Here is a 23,883-nt window from a genome sequence, read left to right on the forward strand (position 1 = left end):
GGCGCGCGCCGGGTGTGGGCCTGGGGTGATAGCGCCGCGGGGGACCGCGTCTCGCGGGTCCTGTCGGTCTCAGCCGGGAAACCGCAGGTAGCGGGGTGGAACGGCCTCCGTGAGCCAGACGCCGTTGGCGCTGACGCGGAACGTGTGGCCGTCCCGGTGCATCGCTCCCGCGTCGACGGACAGCACGACGGGGCGGCCGCGGCGGGCGCCGACACGGGTGGCGGTCTCGCGGTCGGGCGAGAGATGGACGTCGTGCCGGCTCATGGGCCGCAGCCCCTCGGCGCGGATCGCGCCCAGGGCCGCGGGGACGGTGCCGTGGTAGAGGTACGCGGGCGGGGTGGCCGGGGGCAGCCCGAGGTCGACGTCCACGGTGTGGCCCTGGCTGGCGCGGATCCGGGAGCCCTCGATCGCGAAGCGCCGCTTGTCGTTGGCGGCGACGACATGGTCGAGCTCGTCCCGCGTGATGCGGAAGCCGTGGGCGGCGGCCGCGGCAAGCAGCGTCCCGATCTCGACCCAGCCGCCCTCGTCGAGGGTCAGTCCGATCCGCTCCGGCTGGTGCCGCAGATGCTTCGAGAGGTACTTCGACACCTTGACGGTGCGTCTTTCATCCATCCCGCCAGAGTGGCGGGCGTCTCACTCCTCGTGCACGTGATTTTTCTGTTCGCAGGTTTGATCCACAGCCAAGTCCTGTTATCCACAGGGGATTTGGCGATTCTGTGGACAACCGTCATGCTGTTGGCGGCATTTGACCAATGGAAGGCGCATTGAGATGGTTTGAGGTAAGAGTGTCCAATGCCCTTGCTTGGACCTCCCGTTCCGTCGCCGCGGCGATGAACTCGGCGACGCTCTCGGCGCCAACCAGGCTCTGTACAGCGCGGATCGTGTCGGCGGGAAGAGCAACCGAATGGGCCTCCTCCGCATGCGAGGTGACCGGGCCCTCGGACAGGTGCCGGTGGAGGTGCCGGGTGGCGAACAGCTTCATGGCACGCGCCAGTTCGGCGTCGACCGACTGCTGCGCGAGCGGCCGTAGCCTGCGTACGAGCGAGGCCGCCTCGGCTGCTTCCGCGTCCGTCGGGGGCAACGGGCCGAGGTAGCGCGCGAAGACATGCTCGGTCGTGAACTCCAGGAAACGGGTGGCGATGTGCTCGATCTGCCCCCTCAACTCCCTGAGATGAGCGGAGATCGCGGGCAGCGGGACGCCGGATGCGTGCAACTCGGCGGCCACCGCGAGCTCTTGAGGACTCGGCACCAGGAACTCGTCCTTGTGCCCCGGGATCTTCTCCAGGATCCCGAGCGCCACCGCGTCGGCGATGGCCGCCTCGTCCTCACTGCCTCCGAACCGTGCCGCGAGATCGGCGCGCGAGATCCGGTCGGCCTCCTCGTCGGTCCACGGCCCGTCCACCTCCGCGACCAGGCCGAGCACACCACCGAGCCCGCGCCCCGCGTCCCACGCCTCGAGCAGCTCCTTGATCGAGGCCAGGGTGTACCCGCGGTCGAGGAGGTCGGCGATCTGCCGCAGCCGGGCCAGATGCGTGTCCCCGTACACATTGGCCCTGCCGCGCCGCTCGGGGCGGGGGAGCAGCCCGCGGTCCTGGTAGGCGCGGATGGTGCGGACCGTGGCGCCGCTGCGGTGCGCCAGGTCCTCGATCCGGTACTCGGCCACAGCCTGTTCCGTCACGCTTCACATCCCTCTGCCGTGCCTGTGGCCGCCGTGCCTACGGGAAGGCGGCGCCGACCGTATCCGGACGTCGACCGCGTGCGGGCCGGACGAAAGTCCTCAGGACAGAGCGGTCCGGCCGATCGCACCCGCCGCCGTCCTGGCCGCGGGCGACTGCGCCAGATACTCGACGGCCTTGCGCAGCGACCCCTCCTGCGAGGGATGGTACGACCGCCGCAGATAGCGGGGTATCGCCGCACCCAGCTCCCGCCAGCTGGGCAGCAGTCCCTTGCGCACCGCCCTGTTGTGTTCCGCCGGCGAGTAGCGCATCCGTCCGGCGAGCTGCGGGTCGTGACGTATGAGATACGCCGCGCCCCAGGCCCACAGGTACAGCATCACGGGAGCGGTGACGGCCATGCCCGCGAGCCGGCGGGCGTAGCGGGGCAGGCCCTCGCCGCCGCAGTGCTGGTACATGTCGAACGCGACCGCGCGGTGCTCGACCTCCTCCGCGCCGTGCCAGCGCAGCAGGTCGAGCATGACCTCGTCCGTGCCCGCCGCGTCGAGTCCTTCGGCGTGCAGCACCCAGTCCCCCAGGACCGCGGTGAACTGCTCGATCGCCGCGACGACGGAGAGGCGGAAGCGCAGCCACTCCTGGGTGGAGATCGGGGCGCCCAGCGGCGGCCGCTCGCCGAGGAGCTTCTCGAAGAGGAAGTCGACGTGCTTCGTGAAGTCCCCGGTGTCGAGCCGCTGTGCGGCCAGATGGTCGAGCACGTACGCGTGCTGCACGCTGTGCGTGGCCTCCTGGCCCATGAATCCCTTGACGTCCCACAGCAGTTCGGGATCGTCGACGAGCGGCAGGCCCTCCTTGAAGACCTTCACGAACCACCGCTCCCCCGCCGGGAGCAGCAGGTGCAGCACGTTGATGACGTGCGTCGCCGTGGGCTCGTCCGGTATCCAGTGCAGCGGCGTCGTCTCCCAGTCGAAGGAGACGCGGCGTGGGGTGATCGCGTAGTGCCCGGTGGGCTCCGTGTGTCCGGTGTGCCCGGTGCTCTCCTCGGTGCTCACAACGGCGGCTCCAGGCGTGCGACGGCGCGCAGGGCCTTGGGCGTGAAGCGGGACATGAGGTGGGCGCCGCGGGCCTCCGGTGTGACCGGGACGACCGCCTGATTGCGCACGACGGCGGTCAGGATCGCGTCGGCGACCTTCTCCGGCGGGTAGTTGCGCAGGCCGTACAGGCGCGAGGACTTCTTCTGGCGGCGCTTCTCCTCCTCGGCGTCGACCCCGGCGAAGCGGGCTGTCGCCGTGATGTTCGTGTTCACGAGGCCGGGACAGATCGCGGAGACACCGATTGCCTGGCCTGCCAGCTCGGCGCGCAGGCACTCGCTGAGCATGAGGACGGCCGCCTTGGACGTGCTGTAGGCGGGCAGCGCCTTGGAGGGCTGGAATGCCGCGGCGGACGCCGTGTTCACGATGTGGCCGCCCTGTCCGCGCTCGGCCATCTGCTTGCCGAACAGGCGGCAGCCGTGGATGACGCCCCACAGATTCACGTCGAGGACCTTCTTCCAGTCCTCCGGCGTGGTGTCGAAGAACGACCCCGACAGGCCGATGCCCGCGTTGTTCACCAGCACGTCGACGATGCCGTACTCGGCGGCGACCTTCTCGGCGAGCTTCTCCATGGCCTGTTCGTCGCTGACGTCCACGGTCTCGGCCCATGCCTGGGGAGCGCCGATGAGCTGGGCCATCTCGGCCGTGCGGGCCGCGCTCTCCGTGTCCCGGTCGACGGCCACCACGCGCGCGCCGGCCTCGGCGAACGCGAAGGCGGTGGCCCGCCCGATGCCGCTGCCCGCGCCGGTGACCAGCACGAGCTGGCCGCCGAAGCGCTCGGCGTGTTTGCCCGTGGCCTTCGTGCGCTGAGCGGGAACGCCCGCCTCCCGCTCCTCGTTCGCCAGGACGAATTCGCTGATCCACGCGGACAGTTGATCCGGGCGGGTGCGCGGTACCCAGTGCTTGGCCGGCAGCGTGCGACGGACCAATCCCGGTGCCCACAGCTCCAGTTCGTCATAGAGCCGCTCGGACAGGAAGATGTCGCCGAGGGGCAGGACAAGTTGCACCGCTACGTGCGCGTACGCGTCAGCGCGTGGCCTGCTCAGCCGCGCCCGTACGTTGTCCCGGTAGAGCCAGGCGCCGTGGGCGGCGTCCGAGGGCAGGGACGGCGTCGGGTAGTCGCCCGCCGGCACCTTCTCCATGCGTTCGAGGATCTTCGGCCAGCGCTTGCCGAGCGGCCCGCGCCAGGCGAGCTCGGGCAGCACGGGCGTGTGCAGCATGTACACGTACCAGGACTTGGCGCCCTGGCCGAGCAGCTGGCCCACCCCGCGGGGCGTCGGCCGCGCCATGCGCTTCTTGATCCAGTGCCCGAAGTGGTCGAGCGACGGGCCCGACATCGAGGTGAAGGACGCGATCCTGCCCTCGGTGCGCCGGACCGTGGCGAACTCCCAGGACTGCACCGAGCCCCAGTCGTGGCCGACCAGATGGACCGGCTCGTCCGGGCTGACCGCGTCGGCGACCGCGAGGAAGTCGTCCGTCAGCTTCTCCAGCGTGAACCCGCCGCGCAGCGGCGTCGGCGCCGTCGACCTGCCGTGGCCCCGCACGTCGTACAGGACCACATGGAAGCGGTCGGCGAGCCGCTCGGCGACCTCCGACCACACCTCCTTGGAGTCCGGGTAGCCGTGCACGAGCACCACCGTGGGCCGGGTCGGGTCTCCCAGCTCGGCCACGCACAGCTCGATACCGCCCGTGCTCACCCAGCGCTCCCGCGCTCCGGCCAGCCCCTTGAGTTCCGCCATCAGATGCCCTCCGCCCAGCGCCGCACATGCGGCAGATCGTCGTCCAGCCAGAACGCGCTCTGCTCGGGGTCCTTGGAGTCGGTGACGACCAGGATCTCCTCGAACTTCGCGCCAGTACCCCGGAAGCCGAGGTGCGGCTCCACCGCCCACAGGCCCGGCTGCGGCGGATGGTCGGAGAACTTGTACGGCGACCACAGCGGGGACCAGCCGTCCCGGTGCCCATGGATCGCGTCGCTCGCGAGCCCCTTCAGGGACTGTGTGCCGAAGCCGAACAGCGTCGGGGAGATCCGGCGCTCCTTGACGGGGCCCACCTTGTGCGCGATCACCCCGAACGGATACGCGCGATGCCGGTTCGCATAGCCCTGGCGGACCATGAGACGGTCCACGTCCTCGTAGATCTCCCGTAGGGAACGGCGCTCACGGACCTCGCGCACGATCAGCTCGCGATGTGCCTCGAGGTCGGCGAGCAGCTTGTCCTGCACGGGATTGAGGCCGAGCGAGCCCGAGTAGCCGATGTCCGCCGTAAAGCCCTTGTAGACCGGGGCCATGTCGAGGATGAACGGCATCCCCGCCTCAAGCTTCCGGTTCGTCGGGAAGAACTGGAGCGGGATCCGGAAGCCGGCGAACGCCGTGCGGTCGCCGAACCAGGCGAACGGCAGATGGAACCAGTCGCGCACCCCGCGCTCCCGCAGCCACTCCCGCTGCATCCGGGCGGCCTCGCGCTCCGTCACGCCCGGCTTGAGCTGCGCCGCGACCGCCTCCGCGCACTCGTACGCGAGGGACTGGACTTCTCTGAACCCCCGCAGCTCCGCGGAGAGTTCACGTACCACTGCTGGGATCATGCCACCGTCCGTCCGTGTCCGGTCCGTTGCCGTACGCGCTCGTAACTTGACACTGATGAATGTGACAATGGTTGGCGGCTGCGTCAAGGGGTGTGCACGAGCGCCTGTGGAAAACTCCGGGGGCTCACGGAGGGCGACTCAGGGAGGAACCCCTAGGGACCCGTAGTACTCGAGTCTGAGACGGGGACAAGCCCCTGGTCTGACGATCCGTGTGGTCTGCGCCACTACCTTCGAGGTGTGACTGTGATCGCGACCGAAAGCCTGAGCAAGCGGTTCCCCCGGGTGACCGCGCTTGACCGGCTCTCCATGGACATCGGGCCCGGTGTGACGGGACTCGTCGGAGCCAATGGAGCCGGCAAGTCCACACTGATCAAGATCCTTCTGGGTCTGTCCCCCGCCACGGAGGGCCGCGCCGCCGTGCTCGGCCTCGACGTGGCCACCGAAGGCGCCGCCATCCGCGAACGCGTCGGCTACATGCCGGAACACGACTGCCTGCCGCCCGACGTCTCGGCCACCGAGTTCGTCGTCCACATGGCGCGCATGTCGGGCCTGCCGCCCACCGCGGCCCGCGAGCGCACCGCCGACACCCTCCGCCACGTCGGCCTCTACGAAGAGCGCTACCGCCCCATCGGCGGCTATTCGACGGGCATGAAGCAGCGCGTGAAGCTCGCGCAGGCTCTTGCCCACGACCCGCAGCTCGTCTTCCTCGACGAACCGACGAACGGTCTCGACCCGGTCGGCCGTGACGACATGCTCGACCTGATCCGTCGCGTCCACACCGACTTCGGCATCTCGGTCCTCGTCACCTCGCACCTCCTGGGCGAGCTCGAGCGCACCTGTGACCACGTCGTCGTGGTCGACGGCGGAAAGCTCCTGCGCTCCAGTTCCACCACGGACTTCACCCAGACCACGACGACTCTGGCGATCGAGGTCACCGACTCCGACGAACACCCGGACGGCACGGGCGCGTTGCGCGAGGCCTTCGCCCTGCGCGGCATCGAGACCACGACCGGCGGAGAGCTGCCCGGCGCCGGACACACGGTGCTGATCACCACCCAGAGCGACGACACCTACGACCTCGTGCGCGACATCGTCGCCGAGCTCGGCCTCGGGCTGATCCGGATGGAACAGCGCAGGCACCACATCGCGGAAGTCTTCCGCTCAGAGACGGACAACGAGCGGAAGGAGGCGGTCACCCATGGCGGTTGAGCAGTCCCTCACCCCCGCCGGTGAGCAGACCCGCATCCACAACATCGGCTACCGCCACTACGACGGCCCGCGCCTCGGCCGCGCCTACGCCCGCCGCTCGCTCTTCTCCCAGAGCCTGCGCGGCGCCTACGGCCTCGGCCGGTCGGCCAAGTCCAAAGTGCTGCCGATGCTGCTCTTCGTCGTGATGTGCGTCCCCGCGCTGATCATGGTCGCGGTGGCCGTCACCACCAAGTTGAAGGACCTGCCGGTCGACTACACGCGCTACGCGATCCTCCTGCAGGCCGTCATCGGTCTCTATCTCGCCTCCCAGGCACCTCAGTCCGTCTCGCGCGACCTGCGCTTCAAGACGGTCCCCCTGTACTTCTCACGCCCCATCGAGCGCGGCGACTACGTCCTGGCGAAGTTCGCGGCCATGACCTCCGCCCTCTTCGCCCTCACGGCGGCCCCGCTGATCGTGCTCTACGTAGGCGCGCTGCTCGCCAAGCTCGACTTCGCCGAACAGACCAAGGGATTCGCCCAGGGACTGGTCTCCGTGGCCCTGCTCTCGCTGCTCTTCGCCGGCATCGGCCTCGTCGTCTCGGCGGTCACCCCCCGCCGCGGCTTCGGCATCGCCGCCGTCATCGCCGTCATGACCATCTCCTACGGAGCGGTCTCCACCGTCCAGGCCATCGCCGATTCGCAGGACAACGGCGGCGCGATCACGTGGCTCGGCCTCTTCTCGCCGGTCACCCTCATCGACGGAGTGCAGACCGCCTTCCTCGGTGCCACCTCGGCCTTCCCCGGCGGACACGGCCCCTCGACCGGCCAGGGCGTCGTCTATCTGCTCGTCGTGCTCGGACTCATCGCGGGCTGCTACGGCCTCCTGATGCGCCGCTACCGGAAGGTCGGACTGTGACCACGATCAACATCGACCACGTATCGCGCTGGTTCGGCAACGTGGTGGCGGTCAACGACATCACGATGACGATCTCCCCCGGCGTCACCGGCCTCCTCGGCCCGAACGGCGCGGGAAAGTCCACCCTCATCAACATGATGGGCGGCTTCCTCGCCCCGTCGAACGGAACGGTCACCCTCGACGGGGAGCCGATCTGGCGCAACGAGCAGGTCTACCGCCACATCGGCATCGTCCCCGAGCGCGAGGCGATGTACGACTTCCTCACCGGCCGCGAATTCGTCGTCGCCAACGCCGAGTTGCAGGGCCTCGGCACGCACGAGGCGCAGAAGGCGCTCGCCACGGTCGAGATGGAGTACGCGCAGGACCGTAAGATCTCGACGTACTCCAAGGGCATGCGGCAGCGCGTGAAGATGGCGTCCGCCCTTGTCCACGAGCCGTCCGTGCTGCTGCTCGACGAGCCGTTCAACGGCATGGACCCGCGCCAGCGCATGCAGCTCATGGACCTCCTGCGCCGCATGGGCGCCGAGGGCCGCACGGTCCTCTTCTCGTCCCACATCCTCGAAGAGGTCGAGCAGCTTGCCTCTCACATCGAGGTGATCGTCGCCGGGCGCCACGCGGCCGGCGGTGACTTCCGCAAGATCCGCCGCCTGATGACCGACCGCCCGCACCGCTATCTCATCCGCTCCAGCGACGACCGCGCCCTCGCGGCCGCGCTGATCGCGGACCCGTCCACCGCGGGCATCGAAGTCGACCTCAAGGAGGGCGCGTTGCGCGTCCAGGCCGTCGACTTCGGCCGGTTCACCACCCTGTTGCCCCAGGTCGCCAAGGCCCACGGCATCAGACTGCTCACGGTCTCGCCGTCCGACGAGTCCCTCGAGTCCGTGTTCTCGTATCTGGTCGCGGCGTAGGAGGCCCTGATGTACGACCCCACTGTCGCCCGGCTCACCTACCGAGCCCTGCTCGGCCGCCGCCGGGCCCTCATCCTGTGTGCCCTGCCCGTCCTGCTCATCGCCATCTCCGCGCTCGTTCGCGGCCTCACCGGAGCGGACGACCAGATCGCCGCCGACGTCCTGGGCGGGTTCGCGCTCGCCACGATGGTGCCGATCATCGGCGTCATCGCGGGCACGGGCGCGATCGGCCCCGAGATCGACGACGGCTCCGTCGTCTACCTCCTCGCGAAGCCGATCAAGCGTCCGACGATCATCTTCACCAAGCTGATCGTCGCCATCGCCGTGACGATGGTGTTCTCCGCGGTCCCCACGCTCATCGCGGGCCTGATCCTGAACGGGAACGGGCAGCAGATCGCCGTCGCCTACACGATCGCGGCCCTCGTCGCCTCCATCGCGTACGCCGCGCTCTTCCTGCTCCTCGGCACGATCACGCGCCACGCGGTGGTCTTCGGCCTCGTCTACGCCCTGGTCTGGGAGGCGCTCTTCGGGTCGCTCGTGGCCGGTGCGCGCACCCTCAGCGTGCAGCAGTGGTCCCTCGCCGTGGCCCACAAGGTGGCGGGCGGCGACCTGATCACCTCGGACGTCAGCCTGCCCCTCGCCACCGTCCTGCTCGCCGGGGTCACGGTCCTCGCCACCTGGTACGCGGGCCAGAAGCTGCGCACGCTGAAGCTCGCCGGCGAGGAGTGACGGCTCTTGACAGCGGCTTCACCCTCCCATCAGGACACTGGTCGGGAGGGTGACCTGTTTTCCAGGAGAGCGAACCGTTCCCCAGGAGGGTGACCCGTTCCAGGAGGAGTGGAGATGGCGGCGGATCCGGAGCACGAGCGGGACGAGACGTGGGAGGACGTGACCTTCGACGAGGACTTCATACGGTCCGCCGAGACCACGGAGCCCTCCGCGCGGGCCCGCATGCTCGCCGCCCGGTGGCGGAACGAGTCCCCCGAGCCCCAGCCGTGGCGCTCGGACAAGCCCCCCGCGGGCTGGTTCTTCAGCCGCGCCCGACGCCGCAAGTGGCGCAGACGCTAGCCGCGTGCCAGGCCCGGTTTTATTCGGTGGCACCCAACTCCCAGTAAGGGCACAGTAGTTCTGTAACCGCGCCGCGCACGGCGCCCGCCTGCTGGGAGAGGAGCGAGACGATGTCGGTCAAGATTCCGTCGAGCTCCCGGCAGGGCAGCCCACGGCAGGCTCCGGAGTAGTTACTCACTCCGTACGAGCCGGCTCACGGGGAGGCTGCCCGGGGCGGCCGCTTCGAGCGCGCACCTTCCGGATGCGCGGGCCGCCCACCCAGACTTTTCGATGCCGCGCCCCTCAGGGGAACGGCAGCCGCAGACGGCCGCGCCGACGGCAGGCCGTCAGCCCAGCAGGCGTTCCAGAACCACCGCGATGCCGTCGTCCGCGTTCGACGTCGTGACCTCGTCCGCGACGGCCTTGAGCTCCGCGTGGGCGTTGGCCATCGCCACGCCGTGCGCCGCCCAGCCGAACATCGGGATGTCGTTGGGCATGTCGCCGAAAGCGATCGTGTCGGCCGCCTTCGCGCCCAGCCGGCGCGCGGCGAGCGAGAGACCGGTCGCCTTGGACAGACCGAGAGGCAGCAGCTCGACGATGCCCTCGCCGGCCATCGTGACGCCCACCAGATCACCGGCCACGGCCAGCGCCACGGCGGCCAGCTCGTCATCGGTCATGCCGGGGTGCTGCACGTACACCTTGTTCAGCGGTGCTTTCCAGAGCTCGGTGACATCCGTGAACGGGATGACCGGCAGTGGGCCTTCCTGCACCTGGTAGCCGGGCCCCACGATGACCTCGCCCTCGAGGCCGTCACGGCTCGCGGCCAGAGCCAGCGGCCCGGCCTCCGCCTCGATCTTGGAGAGCGCGAGACCGGCCAGCTGCCGGTCGAGGGTCACCGATGTCAGCAGCCGGTGCTCGCCGGCGTGATAGACCTGCGCGCCCTGCCCGCACACCGCGAGGCCCTCGTAGCCGAGGTCGTCGAGGATGTGCCGGGTCCAGGGCACGGCCCGCCCGGTCACGATGATGTGGGCGGCGCCCGCCGCGGTGACCGCGGTGAGCGCCTCACGCGTCCGCTCGGAGACCGTGTCGTCGGGCCGCAGGAGCGTCCCGTCGAGATCGGTCGCGACGAGTTTGTACGGGAAGGGGTGATCGAGCGGAGCAGGGTGGCTCACTTGTTGTTCGGCTCCAGGATCTTTCGGCCCCCCAAGTACGGACGCAGTACCTCGGGCACCCTCACGGAGCCGTCGGCCTGCTGGTGATTCTCCAGGATGGCCACGATGGTGCGCGGCACCGCGCACAGCGTGCCGTTCAGCGTCGACAGCGGCTGCACCTTCTTGCCGTCGCGCATCCGGATGGACAGGCGGCGGGCCTGGAAGCCGTCACAGTTCGACGCCGAGGTCAGCTCGCGGTACTTGCCCTGCGTCGGGATCCACGCCTCGCAGTCGAACTTGCGCGAGGCCGAGGAACCGAGGTCGCCCGTCGCCACATCGATGACCTGGAAGGGCAGCTCAAGGCCGGTCAGCCACTGCTTCTCCCACTCCAGAAGCCGCTTGTGCTCGGCCTCGGCGTCCTCGGGGGCGACGTACGAGAACATCTCGACCTTGTCGAACTGGTGCACGCGGAAGATGCCCCGGGTGTCCTTGCCGTACGTACCGGCCTCGCGGCGGAAGCACGGCGAGAAGCCGGCGTAACGCAGCGGCAGCTTGTCCGCGTCGAGGATCTCGTCCATGTGGTACCCGGCGAGCGCGACCTCGGACGTGCCGACCAGGTAATAGTCGTCCTTCTCCAGGTGGTACACGTTCTCCGCGGCCTGGCCGAGGAAGCCCGTACCCTCCATGGCGCGCGGGCGCACCAGTGCGGGCGTCAGCATCGGGATGAAGCCGGCCTCGGTGGCCTGCGCGATCGCCGCGTTCACCAGGGCGAGTTCGAGGAGCGCGCCGACGCCCGTCAGGTAGTAGAAGCGCGAGCCCGACACCTTGGCGCCGCGCTCGACGTCGATGGCGCCGAGCGCCTCGCCGAGCTCCAGGTGGTCCTTGGGCTCGAAGCCCTCGGCGCCGAAGTCGCGGATCGTGCCGTGCGTCTCGAGGACGACGAAGTCCTCCTCGCCGCCGACCGGGACGTCCGTGTGCACGATGTTGCCCAGCAGGAGGGCGAGGCGCTGGGTCTCCTCGTCGGCCTCGCGCTGCTCGGCCTCGGCGCTCTTGACGGCGGCGGCGAGCTCGCCGGTCTTCTTCAGGAGCTCCTGCCTCTCGTCGGCGGAGGCCTTGGGGATCAGCTTGCCGAGCGACTTCTGCTCGGAACGGAGCTCGTCGAAGCGGAGCCCGGACGACCTGCGCCGCTCGTCGGCGGAGAGCAGGGCGTCGACGAGTGCGACGTCCTCTCCACGGGCGCGCTGGGAGGCGCGAACACGGTCGGGGTCCTCACGGAGCAGGCGAAGGTCAATCACCCCTCAAGGCTACCGGTGCGCGCTTCCACCGCACGAACCGATATCCCGTGCGTTACCTTATGACCGAAATGCCGGAATATGAATTCGGCAATACGAGGTCACGCGTGGCGGGGCGCATGGCCGAAATGGATCTTCTCGGGGCCGGGCGGGGGCCGTGGTCGCCGGTCAATGAAAAGGGCCCCATTCCCCGAAATGGGGCAGACGCGGCACGGCCGCTTGACCAAATCCCCTTGTGTGCAGCGGGACTTGAGTGCGGGGTTGTCCACAGGGGTGCGGCTCTCCGAAAAGTTATCCACAGGCTGTGCGAAAGATCTGTGGACACCGGAAGAGATCGTTCCGAAAGCCGCATGTGCGGCGAAGGATTCCTGATCGAAACCCATCTCACACGCACTTTCGAGTGGAAATGGTTCGCTCTATAGAGTTGATCAAAGGAAAAGAGTGGACGAGGGGTGACGTGTGCTCCTGTGGACGGACTTGGGGGCTGTGGAGCGATTTGTCGACCATGTAGCGAGATGGTGTCGACTTGTCCCCAGGTCGAGAAGCGCACCTGTGGATAACTTCTGTGGATGGCGAAAATCTGCAGGTAGGACTGGTTCTCGGAACGTCGAAATCCGGCGCCCGAAGACGCCGGAAAGCCATCAGAACCCGTATGTCCGAAGAGGGCCGCGACCTGGAACCCGAAGGCGTCAGAAACGGCCGTCCTGGCAGCGTGCGAGCCAGTCGGACGCCGCCATGAAGTCGCTGTCGGACGTTCCCGTCCGCGGAGTCCGGACGTCCGCCACAGTGACCCCGGCCCTCGGGTACGAGCCCAGGAAGCGCACCTGCGGGCAGACCCGCTTGAGCCCCATCAGTGCCTCGCCCACGCGGCGGTCCGAGATGTGGCCCTCCGCGTCGATGGCGAAGCAGTAGTTCCCGATGCCCTCACCGGTCGGCCGGGACTGCAGCAGCATCAGGTTGACGCCGCGCACCGCGAACTCCTGCAGCAGTTCGAGCAACGCGCCCGGGTGGTCGTCTCGCTGCCAGATGACCACGGAGGTCTTGTCCGCACCGGTGGGCGCCGCGGGGCGGGCCGGCTTGCCGACGAGGACGAACCGCGTCTGCGCGTTCTCCGCGTCGTGGATCTCGGTGACCAGCGGCACCAGCCCGTAGCGCTCGGCCGCGAACTCGCCCGCGAACGCCGCGTCGTAGCGCCCCTCCTGCACCAGGCGCGCGCCATCCGCGTTCGACGCCGCGGACTCCCACGTTACGTCCTCGGCGAGATTCGACTTCATCCAGTTGCGGACCTGCGGCTGGGCCGCCGGGTGGGCCGTCACCGTCTTGATGTCCGACACCTGCGTACCGGGCCTGACCAGCAGCGCGAAGGTGATGGAGAGCAGCACCTCGCGGTAGATCATCAGCGGCTCGCCGGCCACCAGTTCGTCGAGCGTGGTCGTGATGCCGCCCTCGACGGAGTTCTCGATCGGCACGAACGCGGCCTCGGCCTCGCCGTTGCGTACGGCGTCGAGTGCAGCGGGCACGGACACCATCGGGACGAGCTCCCGGGTGGCGGTCTCCGGGAGCGTGCGCAGAGCAACCTCGGTGAAGGTGCCCTGGGGACCGAGATACGCGTAGCTGGCTGACATATTGGTCACCCTAATGGGCCTCCAGCAACGCCTGCCCCACGTACTCGCCCTCGCCTGCCCCGCCGGGCACCGCGAACAGCCCGCTCGACTCGTGACGGATGAAGTCCGACAGGGCGTCTCCCCGGTCGAGCTTGCGCTGCACCGGGACGAAGCCGCGCAGGGGGTCCGCCTGCCAGCAGATGAAGAGCAGCCCGGCGTCCGGCACCCCGTCGTGGCCTATGCCGTCGTGGTACGAGAAGGGGCGACGGACCATCGCCGCGCCGCCGTTCTGGTCGGGCCGGGTGATTCGGGCGTGCGCGTTGATGGGGATGACGAGCTTGCCGTCGGCGCCGGTCTTCTCCAGGTCCGGCTCCGTGGTCTCGGCGCCGCCGGTCAGGGGCGCGCCGTCGGACTTCTTGCGTCCGATGACGTCATCCTGTGCCTTCACCGACAGCTTCTCCCAATCGTCGAGCAGCATGCGGATGCGTCGTACGACGGCGTACGAGCCGCCGGCCATCCAGGCGGGGTCGCCCGAAGCGGGGACGAAGATCCGTTTGTCGAAGTCGGCGTCGGCCGGCTTCGGGTTGTTCGTTCCGTCGATCTGGCCCATGAGGTTGCGGGCGGTCATGGGGTGGGAGGTGGCCCCGGGCGAGCGGTTGAAGCCGTTCATCTGCCAGCGCACCCGGGCCGCTTCCCCCGCGTCCCGATGGACCGCGCGCAGGGCGTGGAAGGCGACCAGCGCGTCGTTCGCGCCGATCTGCACCCACAGGTCGCCATTGCTGCGGGCCTTGTCGAGGTGGTCGGAGAAGAAGTCGGGCAGCGGGTCGAGAGCCGTCGGGCGCTGCTTCTCCAGCCCCGTGCGGGAGAAGAAGCTGTGGCCGAAGCCGAAGGTGAGCGTCAGCGAGGAAGGGCCGGCGTCGCGGGCGACGTCGGTGTCGGAGTCGCCGAGCGTCTCGCCGGCCATCAGCCGCCGGGCGGTGGCCGACCAGCGGCGCATCAGGGCCGCCGCTTCCTTGCGTCCGGCTCCCGGCGCGAGATCGAAGGCGATCAGATGCCCGCGGGACTGCATCGGGGACGTGATGCCGGGCTGATGTTTCCCGTGAAACATCACGCGGTCCGCGCCGAGGGAGGTCAGCGACGCGGCGGCGTCGGGGGAGTTCGACGACGCGGTCGCGTACCCGGCGGCGCCGCCCACGGCGCCCAGGGCGAGGCCTGTCGCGCCCGCGGTACCGAGGAGTCGACGTCGGGAGATGCCGGAGTCGATCCGGTTCTCGGAGTCAGCCATGGTGTGGTTCAGCCGATCTTCACGTTCTTGTTGACGGTCACTTGGTCGATGTCGGACGTGCGCACGGTGACCGCGATCTTCCAGTCGCCCGCCACGGGGATCTGTACGCCGCTCGCGCTCCAGTGGCCGGTGGCGATGTGGTCGGGAACGACCGGCAGAGGGCCGATCTTCTTCGCGGCGAGGGTGAAGGAGACCTTCACCTCGGGGATGTCGAACACCTTGCCGTTGGGGCGCTCCACATAGACGTGCATGTCGTTGCTGCCGGTGCGTCCGGGATCCATGTCCAGGAGGAGCGTGCCCTCGCCGTCCTGGCCGCCCGTGTCGAACGGCAGCTTCAGGGAGAGCGGCCCCGACCGCTGGGAGGCCGCCGCGGTGACGGCCTTGGCCTCCTCCTCGGTGCGGCCCGGCTCGGTGGAGGTGAGCACGGTGGTGACGACGAGCAGGACGACGGCTACACCGGCCTCGGTGAGTACGGAGCGGCGCAGTCCGGAGCGGCCCGGGTCGGCGTCCCGCATGCGCTTGTCACGGGCGGTGGCGAGCGCGGCGCGCTGCCGGGCGAGCTGGGCGGACCGCTTGCCGTCGACACCTGCTCCGGAGCCCGTATCGGCACTGGTGCCGTCGACACCGGCTCCGGAGCCGGAACCCGCATCAGCCCCGGCGTCCCCCGACGACGACCCCTTCGACGCGCCACCCGTCGGTACAGTCACCGCCTCCTCCGACCGCGTGCGCTCCTCGATCACGGTGGTTGCTGCGGCCTCCGGGGCGAGCCCCTCCGACAGGCGTCCCGTCCACTTCCGCGAGATCCAGGCGACGCCGACCATGACGGCGACGAGCCCGATCTTGAGCAGCAGCAGTTGCCCGTAACGGGTGCCGGTGAGCGCCGACCAGGAACCGACCTGACGCCAGGACTGGTAGAGCCCGGTCGCGGCCAGCGTGCAGACCGCGCAGAACGCCACCCGGGAGAACCGCCGGACGGCCCTGGCCTCGATCGAGGGCGCCCGGTACAGGGCGACGAGCAGGGTCGTGAGCCCGCCGAGCCAGGCCGCGACCGAGAGCAGGTGCAGTACGTCGACGGGCATGGCGAGTCCGGCCTGGATGCCGGTGGAGGCGTGCTCGGCCATCGCCCAGGTCGCGGCGAGGCCCGCGGCGACGACCGCGCCGCCGATCGCGAGCCCGAAGGTGAGGTCCTTCTTCTCCTTGGGGTCGGTCCGCTTCTCGTACGCGCCGAAGAGCACGGCGATGAAGAGAGCGGCGGCGGCCAGCAGCAGGAGCCGTGAGACCAGGGCCGCGCCCGACTTGGTCTGCAGGACCTGCCCGAGGAGGGTGAGGTCGAAGATGTCACCGACCGCGCCGGACCCCGTGTAGGAGCCGCGCATCAGGAGCATGGCGAGGGTTGCGCCGGTGAGGGTGATCCAGCCGCCCACCACGACCCGCTGCACGGGGCGGACACCCGCTCCGCGCGGCCAGCAGGCGAGGACGAAGGCCGCGCCGCCGACGGTGAGGATGAAGCCCGCGTAGGACAGGTACCGCGCGACGCCGTAGAGCCCGCCGACGACGCCGCCGCCCGCGGTCTGGTCGGGCAGGGCCGCGGTGGTCTTGGAAGGGGCCCCGATGGAGAAGGTGAACGCCCCGGAGACGGGGTGACTGTCGGCCGACACGACCTGGTAGGCGACGGTGAACGTGCCGTCGGGCAGCCCGGAGTGGAGGGGGACGCCGTAGGTCGTGCCGCCGAGGTCGGTCGTCTTCCCGGTGTCGACGCGCTTCCCGGCCGGGTCCAGGACCCGTACGGAGCCGTCGGACATCGCGACCTCCTCGGAGAAGGTCAGGGACACCCGGGTGGGGGCCTGCTCGACCACCGCGCCCTGCTTCGGGTCGCTCCCGGTCAGCGCGGCGTGCGCGGAGACGGGCGCGGCGCCGGCGAGGAGGGCGCCGGTGACGGCGAGGAGCAGCAGCAACAGGTGCCGGAAGCGGGGAGCGATGGTCTTCACGAACGGTCAGCCCCTCAGTGCGACGTGTGCGACGACATCGACGAGTGCGCCGACTTCGCCGTCGGGTTGTAGGTGGCGGCCTTCACCGGGAAGGTCACCGTGACGGTGCCGGACTTGGCGAAGTGCAGCTCCACCGACACTTTGTCGCCCTCCTTGGGCGTCTGCTTCAGGTTTTCGAACATGAGGTGGTTGCCACCGCGTTCGAAGTCGAGCTCGCCGTCGGCCGGTACGGGGAAGGACCTCTGTTCCTTCATCACCCCGCCCTTGGTGCTGTGGAGGGTGACCTGCTGGGCGATGGCACTGGTCACCGAAGTGAGCGTGTCGGCGCCGCCGCTGTTGTGGACGATGAAGAAGCCGGCCGCCATGTCGCCGCCCGCGGGCGCCGGTATGAACGCCCCGCCGACCTTCACCGCGGGCTTGCCGGAGGACGCCGAGGCCGACGAGTCGCCGGAGCCGCAGGCCGTGAGGGCGAGTCCGGCCGCCAGCGCGGTGGCGCCGAGGGCGAGCGGTGTACGCCTCACGGCTGCTCCCCCTTGATGATCTTGGGGAGGTCCTTGGTGTAGTCGTCGACGGTGGCGTCCTCGCCGTACAGGACGTAGCCGGCGTCGGTCTTCGGCGAGAAGGCGATGACCTGCGTGCCGTGCATCGAGACGAGCTTGCCGTTCTTGTCCTTCTGCGTCGGCTCGACGGAGATGCCGAGGGTGCGGGCGCTGCCCTGGATGGTGGCGAAGTCGCCGGTCAGGCCGATGAAGTCGGGGTCCTGAGCCTTGAGCCACTTGCCGAGGACGGGCGCGGTGTCGCGGTCCGGGTCGGTGGTGACGAAGACGACCTGGAGCTTGTCCTGCTCGGCCTTGGGCAGCGCCTTCTTGGCGACGGCGATGTTGCTCATCGTCAGGGGGCACACGTCGGGGCAGTGGGTGTAGCCGAAGTAGATCAGCGTGGGCTTGCCCTTGGTCTGCTCGCGCAGGTCGAACTTCTTGCCGTGGGTGTCCGTGAGGACGAGGTCCGGCTTCTTGAAGGGCGTGTCGAGGACGGTCGCGGCCTTGTTGGAGCCGGTCTCGGCGGAGACCTCGGCGACGGGCTTGTTGCCGTCGTCGCCACTGCCGCAGGCGGAGAGGGTGAGCGACGCCGCGGCGATGAGACCGGCGGCGAGCAGCGTCTTCTTGCGAAGGGCCTGGCGAGGAGCTGTGTGCGGGGTCTTACGGGGAGAGCGCATAGAAAAATGTCCCAGATGTGAGGCGGGCCGGTGTGCACCGGGGCCGGCCGGCGGCCGCGGAGGGCCGCCGCCTGCGACGGCCCCGGTGCATACCCGCGGCTTGTTCAGCTGTTGGTACGACGGCGTCCCGCGAGCACGCCGAAGGCCACGCCGGCGGCGCCGACGACGATGCCGGCGATGCCGAGGGCGCGTGCGGTGGTGTCGCTGCCGGAAGAGCCTTCGGAGGAGCTGTCGGACGAGGAGGCGGCCGTGGCCGCCTTGTCGTCACCCGACGTGGCGCTGTCGTCGGCCGCAGCGCCGCCGTGGTGGTCCTCGGTCGCGGCCGAGAGCTCCAGGGTGGGCGCCGGGTTCTCCGGCTCCTCCTGGCCCTTGGCCTGCGGCTCGATCCAGCGCACGACTTCCTTGTTGTCGTACGTCTGGATCGCCTTGAAGACGAGCTCGTCCGTGTCCTCGGGCAGCTGCCCGATGGAGAGCGGGAACTTCTGGAAGAAGCCGGGCTGGATGCCCTTGTCCTTGCCCGAGCCGTCGGCGGTCCAGGTGACCTGGGAGACGGCCTGGTCGATCTTCTCGCCGTGCATCTCCAGCGGCTTGTCGAGCTTGGACTTGGTGACCTTGGCGGTCCAGCCGGGGATGGACTCGGGCATGACCGAGGCCAGCGGGTGGTCGGTCGGGAAGTTGACCTCGACCTTGGTGGTCGTGGCGTCGTCGCGCTCGTTCGGCACCTTGAAGTTCACGACGGCGTATCCGCCCTTGGCGGCGACGCCCTCCGGCTGCACGCTCACGTGTGCGAAGGCGGGGACGGAGAGCACCAGGACGGCGGACGCGGCGCCGGCACCGACTACGGCGACGCGGGAAATCTTCTTCATGGCAGAAACCACTCCACTCGGGTTCAGCGGGATCAGGCGAACGGTGAGTGCGCGCACCGGCAAAGGGGCACGCGCGCGTGCCGCACGACACTCCTCCGTGCTGTGCGGGAACCCGTACAGGGGCACCGCGTGGAGTACGTGTGTCGTGTCAAGCAGCGAGACGGAACGCGTCGCCCGTGGGCGGGCCGCGCCTGATCACCGAGTGCTGAAGTGCCGTCGTGTGCAGGGGCAGTGGTGCGAGGAGCTCGATGGGCACCACGTGGGGCGCGGCTTCGGAAGCCCCGGGCAGGCCCGCCCTGAGGGCGCGTACGAGAGCGAGAGCAGCGCGCAGAGAACGGACGAGCGCCCCCTGGGCGACTCCATGCGCCGAGTTCGCCGAGAGGCGGACGAGCCGGCCGAGAGCGAGGTCCCCGTGGCGCAGCAGCCAGCCCGCGACGACCGCGGCGAGCAGGTGCCCGAGCAGCATCGGCAGGGACGGCAGCAGCGGCATGGAGGTGGCCGCTTCGGTGACGGCGTGGTGGTGCATGGCCGTCCCGGAACCGGGTTCGACGCCGGCGTCCGAAAGGATCTTCTGCGCCTGCGCGGGGCTGATCGCCGCCATGCCCGTGCCGCACATGAGCCGGGCCGCGCGCTCCACGACCGAGGGTTCCTGGGCGGTCTGCGCCATCGTCATGGTGCCGTGCTGGCCCACTCCGAAGAGGGTGTGCAGACCGGTCTGGCCGACCGCGAGAGCGGCGGCGATGCCTGGCAGCGAGCGCTCGCGCCCGGCGAGCGGCGCCGCGACGGCGAACACCGCGAGGAACCCGACGCCCAGCGTCCACAGGGGGACGGTGGCACACGAGGCGAGCACATGTCCGGCCGCGGACAACGCGACGCAGACCGCGGTGAACACCGCGGCCCTCAGCAGCCGGACATCCGTTCCGGTGCGCGCCTCGCGCTGGTGGGGGGCAGACATGGCGGGCTCATCATCGCACTGGCCTTACCCGCCTCATACGGCAGGTCCGCAAGGTCCGGAATCTTCCGCCACGCCCCCTTGCGGCCGACTCCGTACACCGCCGCAAGCGGTCCGCGCGTCCGCCGTATGGGCGGTATCACGCGAAGCGTGCGATTGCACAGGGGCCGTTGCGGCAATACGTATCGGTATGTCGAGCCGCGGCCTGGAGGCTGGAGCATGAGCATCTGGTGGTCTCTGCACCTGCGTCGCGAGGCCGCGAGCGTACCGCTCGCCCGGCGCCTGCTGATCGACACCATGGAGACCGCGGGCGTGGACCCCGACGTCTCGTACGACCTGTCCGTCGCGCTCACCGAGGCGTGTGCCAACGCCGTCGAGCACGGCGGCGATCCGGACCCCGACGATCCTGCGGGCGCCTATCGGGTCACGGCCTACCTCGAGGGTGAGACCTGTCGCATCGAGGTCGCCGACTCCGGTCCCGGCTTCCCGGCCCTGCGCGGCCGCGGCACCACCCTGCTCAAGCCCGCCCCCGACCACGCCGAGCACGGCCGCGGGCTCTGTCTCATCCAGGAGCTCGCGGACCACGTCCACTTCGTCAACAGACCGGGCAGGGGCGGCGCGATGGTCAGCTTCGACAAGGTGCTCAAGTGGCGCGAGAACGCGCCCCTCGTCTCCGCCTGACCCCCTCCGGACACGACAGCGGCCGGGCACCGTCCCGCCGTGCCCGGCCACTTCGCAAACGCGTCTCTACGCGCGCGTGGTTCAGCCCTTGAGCTGAGCCATCCACGCCTCGACCTCGTCCGAGCGGCGCGGCAGACCGGCGGAGAGGTTCCGGTTGCCGTCCTCGGTCACGAGGATGTCGTCCTCGATCCGGACGCCGATGCCGCGGTACTCCTCCGGCACAGTCAGGTCGTCGGCCTGGAAGTACAGACCGGGCTCGACTGTCAGGCACATGCCGGGCTCCAGCGTGCCGTCCACGTACGTCTCCGTGCGCGCGACGGCGCAGTCGTGGACGTCGAGGCCGAGCATGTGACCGGTGCCGTGCAGCGTCCAGCGACGTTGGAGGCCGAGCTCCAGGACGCGCTCGACCGGGCCCTCGACGAGGCCCCACTCGACGAGCTTCTCGGCGAGCACGTGCTGCGCGGCGTCGTGGAAGTCGCGGTACTTGGCACCCGGCTTCACGGCCGCGATACCGGCCTCCTGGGCCTCGTACACGGCGTCGTAGATCTTCTTCTGGAGCTCGGTGTAGCGGCCGTTGACCGGCAGCGTGCGCGTGATGTCGGCGGTGTAGAGGCTGTGCGTCTCCACGCCCGCGTCCAGGAGGAGCAGGTCGCCGGAGCGGACCGGGCCGTCGTTGCGGACCCAGTGCAGCGTGCAGGCGTGCGGGCCGGAGGCGCAGATCGAGCCGTAGCCGATGTCGTTGCCCTCGACGCGGGCGCGCAGGAAGAACGTGCCCTCGATGTAGCGCTCGCTGGTGGCCTCGGCCTTGTCGAGGACCTTCACGACGTCCTCGAAGCCGCGGACCGTCGAGTCGACGGCCTTCTGCAGCTCGCCGACCTCGAAGGCGTCCTTCACGAGGCGGGCCTCGGAGAGGAAGACGCGCAGCTCTTCGTCGTGCTCGCGGGTGACCTTGTCGGCGAGGGCGGCCTCGATGCCGGAGTCGTGGCCGCGCACCACGCGGACCGGACCGGTGGCCTCGGCCAGCTTGCCGGCGAGCTCGCGCACGTCGGAAGCGGGGATGCCGTACACCTGCTCGGCCTCGGTGAGGGAGTGGCGGCGGCCGACCCACAGCTCGCCCTGGCCGTCGAGCCAGAACTCGCCGTTCTCGCGGTCGGAGCGCGGCAGCAGGTAGATCGTCGCGTGGTGCCCGGTGGCCGTCGGCTCGAGGACGAGGACGCCGTCCTCCGTCTGGTTGCCGGTCAGGTACGCGTACTCGGTCGAGGCGCGGAAGGCGTACTCGGTGTCGTTCGAGCGGGTCTTGAGGTTGCCCGCGGGGACGACGATGCGCTCACCGGGGAAGCGCGCGGAGAGGGCGGCGCGGCGGGCGGCCGTCTCGGACGCCTGCGCGATCGGCTCGAGGCCGTGCAGCTCGGTGTCGGCCCAGCCGGACTTCATGCTCTCGGCGAGCTCGTCGGACACGCCCGGGTACAGGCCGTTCTTGCGCTGCTTGATCGGCTCGTCGCTCTCGGTCTGAGAGATCTCCGGGTTCTCCGGGGTGAGCTCCTCCGACACGTCTTCCTCCTAGATACGGCCCTGGGAACGGCCAAGGGTGCGGCCTGGGTACAACGGTGGACCCCCTCCATCGTACGGTCGTACGGAAGGGGGCCCAGGGCAGGAAGACCTGTTACATCGGGGGCTACGGGGCGTACCGCCCCGGTCACCGGAATCACTCGAAGCGCGCGGCGAGCAGCACGACGTCCTCGTCGCTGTCGGCGGCGTCGAGCCCGTCCGGCAGGACGGTGTGCAGGACGTGGTCGGCGATCGCGCCGGGGTCGTTGCGGATGGTGCGAGGGACGCCGGCGGCCGCCGCGTGCAGGCGGGCGAAGGCGCGGTCCATCGGGTCACCGGTGCGGTGCAGCAGGCCGTCCGTGTAGATCAGTACGGTCTCGCCGGGCTCGGGGCTGAACTCGACGCTCGGCGCCTCCCAGCAGGCCAGCATGCCGAGCGGCGCGGACAGCGACGTCTCCACGAACTCGGTGCGTCTCTCGCCGATCACCAGCGGCGGGCTGTGCCCGGCCCCGGCCATGACGATCTTGCGCAGGGCGGGCTCGCAGTACGCGAAGAGGGCGGTGGCGCTGCGCGCGGGCTCGGTCAGCCGGAGCAGCAGCTCCAGATCGGACAGGACGGCGACGGGGTCCTCGCCCTCCATCACCGCGTACGCCCGCAGGCTGGCCCTGAGCCGGCCCATCGCGGCGACGGCACTCGCCCCGGAGCCGGTGACGGAGCCGACGGTGAGGCCGAGCGCGCCCTCGGGCAGCGGCAGCGCGTCGTACCAGTCGCCGCCGCCTCGCGGGCCCGTGCGGTGCCGGGCGGCGAGCTGGACGCCCGCGACCCGCGGGAGCCGCGGCGACAGCAACTCCTCCGCGATGGTGCGGGACTTGGTGCGCGCCCGCTCCAGTTCGAGCAGGCGCGCGAGGTGTTCGGTGGCGTAGCGCGTGTACAGACCGACCAGATGGCGCTGGCGTTCGACGGGCTCGGCGGGTTCGTCGTAGAGCCACACCGCGGCGCCGAGCCGGCCCGCCGCCTCCGTCGCGAGTGGCAGCGCGAAGCTCGCCGCGTAGCCGAGTCGGGCGGCGACCTCGCGGTGACGCGGGTCGAGCCCGTCCTCGGACAGCAGATCCGCGTGCACCTCGGGCTCGCCGGTCCCGTCCGTGCGGTCGAGGATCCTTCCGTACGAGGTCGCGCCGCGCGGCACCGTCTCGATGTGGCCGAGGTCGGCGCGGGCGAGGCCGAGCCCCACGGTGGTGTCGGGGCCCAGGCCGTCTGCGGGCTCCAGGACGACGAGTCCGCGGCGCGCGCCGACGAGTGCGGCACCGGCGCGGAGAACCTCGTGCAGGGCGTCGTCCATGAAGGCCGTCCTGGCCAGGCGTTCGGTGAGTTCGTGCAGCGTGGTGAGGTCGGAGACCCAGCCGGCGAGCCGGTCCTGGATCAGCGCTCCGGGGGCTCCGGGGGAGGAAGGAGGCGCGGGCTCGGGTGACGCGGGCGCGACAGTGTGTGCCGGTGGGGGAACCGTAGAATCGATTCCAGCCACTTTCGGAAAGTGCGGGGCTGTCATGGTGTCCGGCTTTCCGACCGGTGCGTATTGCTCAATAGCATCGCAAACCCCCATGTGATTCTGCGCCGCCAGCAGTGCCTCCACATCTACACTCACTGATGAGGGGATGTCCAGCATTGTCCTGCTGGGATTCCTGGTGTCCAGGAGGCCCGTGCGGCATTAGTGATCTCTGATCGAACTTGGCCAAAAAGTGCCTCGGGTAAGGGCATATTGCGGTCGACTGTCATTGTTCGACAGAGCGTCACAGCGGTCGTGATGGGTACGTACTCGGAGAAGGCCAGGGACGGTTGGGATCGACCCGGAACCTGGCGACGGACCCGGGCGTCTTAACCACCGACGACCGTGCCCCATCC

Annotated in this window: 22 protein-coding genes; 6 read left to right on the forward strand and 16 right to left on the reverse strand. The window is 69.9% G+C overall.

The window, feature by feature from the left end; translation table 11 throughout:
* Positions 1–69: 69 nt before the first annotated feature.
* The 5 genes from OG758_RS25770 to OG758_RS25790 all read right to left on the reverse strand — a co-directional run bounded on the left by OG758_RS25770 (position 70) and on the right by OG758_RS25790 (position 5,342).
* A complete protein-coding gene (locus OG758_RS25770; RefSeq protein ID WP_326712137.1) occupies positions 70–612 on the reverse strand; it encodes an RNA 2'-phosphotransferase in 543 nt (180 codons plus the stop codon).
* A gap of 115 nt (positions 613–727) precedes the next feature.
* Positions 728–1,678 (reverse strand): MerR family transcriptional regulator, encoded by a 951-nt coding sequence (locus OG758_RS25775; protein WP_326712138.1) that lies wholly within the window; start codon positions 1,676–1,678, stop codon positions 728–730.
* 99 nt (positions 1,679–1,777) lie between these two features.
* On the reverse strand, positions 1,778–2,722 hold the full coding sequence (locus tag OG758_RS25780; protein ID WP_326712139.1) for a metal-dependent hydrolase: 945 nt from the start codon (positions 2,720–2,722) through the stop codon (positions 1,778–1,780).
* The gene (locus tag OG758_RS25785; RefSeq protein WP_326712140.1) at positions 2,719–4,500 is read right to left on the reverse strand and encodes an SDR family oxidoreductase; all 1,782 of its coding nucleotides are present in this window, start codon (positions 4,498–4,500) and stop codon (positions 2,719–2,721) included. The genes OG758_RS25780 and OG758_RS25785 overlap by 4 nt, the downstream gene beginning before the upstream one ends.
* Complete coding sequence (locus OG758_RS25790; RefSeq protein ID WP_326712141.1) at positions 4,500–5,342, reverse strand: M24 family metallopeptidase; 843 nt, start codon at positions 5,340–5,342, stop codon at positions 4,500–4,502. The genes OG758_RS25785 and OG758_RS25790 overlap by 1 nt, the downstream gene beginning before the upstream one ends.
* A 243-nt stretch (positions 5,343–5,585) precedes the next feature.
* Here OG758_RS25790 and OG758_RS25795 point away from each other — a divergent pair, with 243 nt between their 5' ends.
* From OG758_RS25795 to OG758_RS25815, 5 genes are all read left to right on the forward strand, one after another.
* Complete coding sequence (locus tag OG758_RS25795; protein WP_326716030.1) at positions 5,586–6,551, forward strand: ABC transporter ATP-binding protein; 966 nt, start codon at positions 5,586–5,588, stop codon at positions 6,549–6,551.
* Positions 6,541–7,446 (forward strand): ABC transporter permease, encoded by a 906-nt coding sequence (locus OG758_RS25800; protein ID WP_326712142.1) that lies wholly within the window; start codon positions 6,541–6,543, stop codon positions 7,444–7,446. Before OG758_RS25795 ends, OG758_RS25800 begins: the two co-directional genes overlap by 11 nt.
* Positions 7,443–8,354: an ABC transporter ATP-binding protein gene (locus tag OG758_RS25805; protein WP_100597168.1), complete on the forward strand. Its 912-nt coding sequence runs from the start codon at positions 7,443–7,445 to the stop codon at positions 8,352–8,354. Before OG758_RS25800 ends, OG758_RS25805 begins: the two co-directional genes overlap by 4 nt.
* A 9-nt stretch (positions 8,355–8,363) precedes the next feature.
* Positions 8,364–9,083 carry an ABC transporter permease gene (locus OG758_RS25810; protein WP_326712143.1) on the forward strand — a complete coding sequence of 240 codons (720 nt, stop codon included), beginning with the start codon at positions 8,364–8,366 and terminating at the stop codon, positions 9,081–9,083.
* Between the two features lie 114 nt (positions 9,084–9,197).
* The gene (locus OG758_RS25815) at positions 9,198–9,422 is read left to right on the forward strand and encodes an SGM_3592 family protein (protein WP_326712144.1); all 225 of its coding nucleotides are present in this window, start codon (positions 9,198–9,200) and stop codon (positions 9,420–9,422) included.
* A gap of 326 nt (positions 9,423–9,748) precedes the next feature.
* Here OG758_RS25815 and OG758_RS25820 read toward each other — a convergent pair whose 3' ends face one another.
* From OG758_RS25820 to OG758_RS25860, 9 genes are all read right to left on the reverse strand, one after another.
* Positions 9,749–10,573 (reverse strand): HAD family hydrolase, encoded by an 825-nt coding sequence (locus OG758_RS25820; protein WP_326712145.1) that lies wholly within the window; start codon positions 10,571–10,573, stop codon positions 9,749–9,751.
* Positions 10,570–11,847 (reverse strand): serine--tRNA ligase, encoded by a 1,278-nt coding sequence (serS, locus tag OG758_RS25825; RefSeq protein ID WP_326712146.1) that lies wholly within the window; start codon positions 11,845–11,847, stop codon positions 10,570–10,572. Before serS ends, OG758_RS25820 begins: the two co-directional genes overlap by 4 nt.
* A gap of 686 nt (positions 11,848–12,533) precedes the next feature.
* The gene (gene pheA, locus OG758_RS25830; RefSeq protein WP_326712147.1) at positions 12,534–13,469 is read right to left on the reverse strand and encodes a prephenate dehydratase; all 936 of its coding nucleotides are present in this window, start codon (positions 13,467–13,469) and stop codon (positions 12,534–12,536) included.
* 10 nt (positions 13,470–13,479) lie between these two features.
* Positions 13,480–14,733, reverse strand: coding sequence for an iron uptake transporter deferrochelatase/peroxidase subunit (efeB, locus tag OG758_RS25835; RefSeq protein WP_326712148.1), 1,254 nt, complete (start codon positions 14,731–14,733; stop codon positions 13,480–13,482).
* Positions 14,734–14,741: 8 nt separating this feature from the next.
* Positions 14,742–16,721, reverse strand: a complete 1,980-nt coding sequence (locus OG758_RS25840; protein WP_326712149.1) for a copper resistance CopC/CopD family protein — start codon at positions 16,719–16,721, stop codon at positions 14,742–14,744.
* 14 nt (positions 16,722–16,735) lie between these two features.
* Positions 16,736–17,242 (reverse strand): copper chaperone PCu(A)C, encoded by a 507-nt coding sequence (locus tag OG758_RS25845; protein WP_326712150.1) that lies wholly within the window; start codon positions 17,240–17,242, stop codon positions 16,736–16,738.
* Positions 17,239–17,937 (reverse strand): SCO family protein, encoded by a 699-nt coding sequence (locus OG758_RS25850; protein ID WP_326712151.1) that lies wholly within the window; start codon positions 17,935–17,937, stop codon positions 17,239–17,241. The genes OG758_RS25845 and OG758_RS25850 overlap by 4 nt, the downstream gene beginning before the upstream one ends.
* A gap of 104 nt (positions 17,938–18,041) precedes the next feature.
* Positions 18,042–18,803, reverse strand: coding sequence for a YcnI family copper-binding membrane protein (locus OG758_RS25855; protein WP_326712152.1), 762 nt, complete (start codon positions 18,801–18,803; stop codon positions 18,042–18,044).
* A 148-nt stretch (positions 18,804–18,951) separates the two neighbouring features.
* Positions 18,952–19,758, reverse strand: coding sequence for a hypothetical protein (locus OG758_RS25860; RefSeq protein ID WP_326712153.1), 807 nt, complete (start codon positions 19,756–19,758; stop codon positions 18,952–18,954).
* 216 nt (positions 19,759–19,974) lie between these two features.
* Between OG758_RS25860 and OG758_RS25865 the strand changes: the two genes are divergently transcribed.
* Positions 19,975–20,436: an ATP-binding protein gene (locus tag OG758_RS25865; RefSeq protein ID WP_326712154.1), complete on the forward strand. Its 462-nt coding sequence runs from the start codon at positions 19,975–19,977 to the stop codon at positions 20,434–20,436.
* Between the two features lie 81 nt (positions 20,437–20,517).
* Here the strand turns inward: OG758_RS25865 and OG758_RS25870 are convergent, their stop codons facing one another.
* Both OG758_RS25870 and OG758_RS25875 read right to left on the reverse strand, forming a co-directional pair.
* Positions 20,518–21,987 (reverse strand): aminopeptidase P family protein, encoded by a 1,470-nt coding sequence (locus OG758_RS25870; RefSeq protein ID WP_326712155.1) that lies wholly within the window; start codon positions 21,985–21,987, stop codon positions 20,518–20,520.
* Between the two features lie 154 nt (positions 21,988–22,141).
* On the reverse strand, positions 22,142–23,647 hold the full coding sequence (locus OG758_RS25875; RefSeq protein ID WP_326712156.1) for a PP2C family protein-serine/threonine phosphatase: 1,506 nt from the start codon (positions 23,645–23,647) through the stop codon (positions 22,142–22,144).
* Positions 23,648–23,883: the final 236 nt, after the last annotated feature.

Source organism: Streptomyces sp. NBC_01474 (assembly GCF_035918215.1).
Classification (GTDB): domain Bacteria; phylum Actinomycetota; class Actinomycetes; order Streptomycetales; family Streptomycetaceae; genus Streptomyces; species Streptomyces aureus.

Excerpts from the sequence above, each read along its gene's own strand:
- OG758_RS25770 (WP_326712137.1), bottom strand. The coding sequence starts at position 612 with ATGGATGAAAGACGCACCGTCAAGGTGTCGAAGTACCTCTCGAAGCAT.
- OG758_RS25785 (WP_326712140.1), bottom strand. The coding sequence starts at position 4,500 with ATGGCGGAACTCAAGGGGCTGGCCGGAGCGCGGGAGCGCTGGGTGAGC.
- OG758_RS25790 (WP_326712141.1), bottom strand. The coding sequence starts at position 5,342 with ATGATCCCAGCAGTGGTACGTGAACTCTCCGCGGAGCTGCGGGGGTTC.
- OG758_RS25800 (WP_326712142.1), top strand. The coding sequence starts at position 6,541 with ATGGCGGTTGAGCAGTCCCTCACCCCCGCCGGTGAGCAGACCCGCATC.
- OG758_RS25810 (WP_326712143.1), top strand. The coding sequence starts at position 8,364 with ATGTACGACCCCACTGTCGCCCGGCTCACCTACCGAGCCCTGCTCGGC.
- OG758_RS25815 (WP_326712144.1), top strand. The coding sequence starts at position 9,198 with ATGGCGGCGGATCCGGAGCACGAGCGGGACGAGACGTGGGAGGACGTG.
- pheA (WP_326712147.1), bottom strand. The coding sequence starts at position 13,469 with ATGTCAGCCAGCTACGCGTATCTCGGTCCCCAGGGCACCTTCACCGAG.
- efeB (WP_326712148.1), bottom strand. The coding sequence starts at position 14,733 with ATGGCTGACTCCGAGAACCGGATCGACTCCGGCATCTCCCGACGTCGA.
- OG758_RS25850 (WP_326712151.1), bottom strand. The coding sequence starts at position 17,937 with ATGCGCTCTCCCCGTAAGACCCCGCACACAGCTCCTCGCCAGGCCCTT.
- OG758_RS25855 (WP_326712152.1), bottom strand. The coding sequence starts at position 18,803 with ATGAAGAAGATTTCCCGCGTCGCCGTAGTCGGTGCCGGCGCCGCGTCC.
- OG758_RS25860 (WP_326712153.1), bottom strand. The coding sequence starts at position 19,758 with ATGTCTGCCCCCCACCAGCGCGAGGCGCGCACCGGAACGGATGTCCGG.
- OG758_RS25865 (WP_326712154.1), top strand. The coding sequence starts at position 19,975 with ATGAGCATCTGGTGGTCTCTGCACCTGCGTCGCGAGGCCGCGAGCGTA.
- OG758_RS25875 (WP_326712156.1), bottom strand. The coding sequence starts at position 23,647 with ATGCTGGACATCCCCTCATCAGTGAGTGTAGATGTGGAGGCACTGCTG.